This window comes from Streptococcus parasanguinis (genome assembly GCF_001578955.1).
Classification (GTDB): domain Bacteria; phylum Bacillota; class Bacilli; order Lactobacillales; family Streptococcaceae; genus Streptococcus; species Streptococcus parasanguinis_U.
Map to the genome: position 1 here is coordinate 1 of NZ_KQ969799.1, position 208 is coordinate 208.

A 208-nucleotide genomic window follows, 5' to 3' on the forward strand; every position below is an offset into this window, starting at 1 on the left:
CTTCATCGCTCTATTTCTACTTATTATATTGTTGAAGTGCTTTATTATATGCTTTACTGCCTTTTTGGTAATATTCATGTTCTATTCCAGATATATCGACTGTAATGGTGCCATCCTTAACTTTATATTTTACTGTTGAATCAGTTCTACCTTCTCCTGATAAAAGGAAGGTGTTACTTTCTTGATCAATTGTAAAACTATCAGGCTT

1 pseudogene is annotated in these 208 nt (G+C 31.7%); it reads right to left on the minus strand.

The window, feature by feature from the left end:
• Window positions 1-16: 16 nt before the first annotated feature.
• Window positions 17-208 (minus strand): annotated as a pseudogene (locus SPADD19_RS11260) (hypothetical protein); the annotation flags it as partial.